Source organism: Bartonella acomydis (assembly GCF_039543025.1).
Classification (GTDB): Bacteria; Pseudomonadota; Alphaproteobacteria; order Rhizobiales; family Rhizobiaceae; genus Bartonella; species Bartonella acomydis.
In genome coordinates this window covers 1-781 of the sequence record NZ_BAABIY010000056.1, presented here as the reverse complement: position 1 = coordinate 781, position 781 = coordinate 1, and the positions used below count along the sequence as shown (strand labels likewise).

Annotated in this window: 1 protein-coding gene; it reads right to left on the bottom strand. The window is 37.6% G+C overall.

Annotated elements, in window-relative coordinates; translation table 11 throughout:
• Positions 1-278: 278 nt before the first annotated feature.
• Complete coding sequence (locus tag ABD909_RS06980) at positions 279-479, bottom strand: helix-turn-helix transcriptional regulator (RefSeq protein ID WP_345097239.1); 201 nt, start codon at positions 477-479, stop codon at positions 279-281.
• Positions 480-781 lie beyond the last annotated feature (302 nt).

The following is a 781-nucleotide window of genomic DNA, read 5'->3' as shown; positions in this document are numbered from 1 at the left end:
ATGATCTCTCTAAAAGAGCAACCGGCATAACAGTAGAGTAAGAGACGCCCATCATTTCCATTGGCAAGGGATAAGCTAGGCAACCTATCATCATGAGCAGGGCAACGGGCAAGTCCATAACGGCCATACCAAACCCCACGCAAGGCATTTGTGATGCCCTGAGAATTTTCATAAAACATATTATTGTCCTGTTACTTGCGTCACAGAACGGATTTTGCTATTCATTATTTGAGTGAAAATGCAGAGCCTTGTCCGTCCTTACGTGACAAGGTTTTCTTTTATGCGACGTTGTTATAACGTTGCTGTTTTGCTTGCTCAATTACATTCAAAAGATCTGATTGTAACCAACGCGATAAAAAACCAAATTTTAAAGGCTTTGGAAGAATGCCATTGGTCACATGACGACGGAAAGTTGAGACACTCATATGAAGCAATTTTGCACTTTCACGGTCTGTTAAAAGAACATCATTTTCTATCATAGTAGAATCCTTTCAAAAGTAAAAAATGGGAACAAATCATGCCTATTTATTAAACACATTTTGGTTTATTTTTGAAGGTATTTTATTCATAGAAAACAGTATTTTATTATATATTTTCTCATGTGATAATTTATGAGTCTTATTGAGAGCGAATGAGAGAGAAGAGAGAGAAAGTTATCCACAGATCATGGGGTTATGCACCCCATATCTTAAGATTGACCAGTGACATAAGCCGCCCATTTATCCATATAAACACGACGCTGTTCTAAATAATCAGTACGACGATAGGCACGCTCTACTTT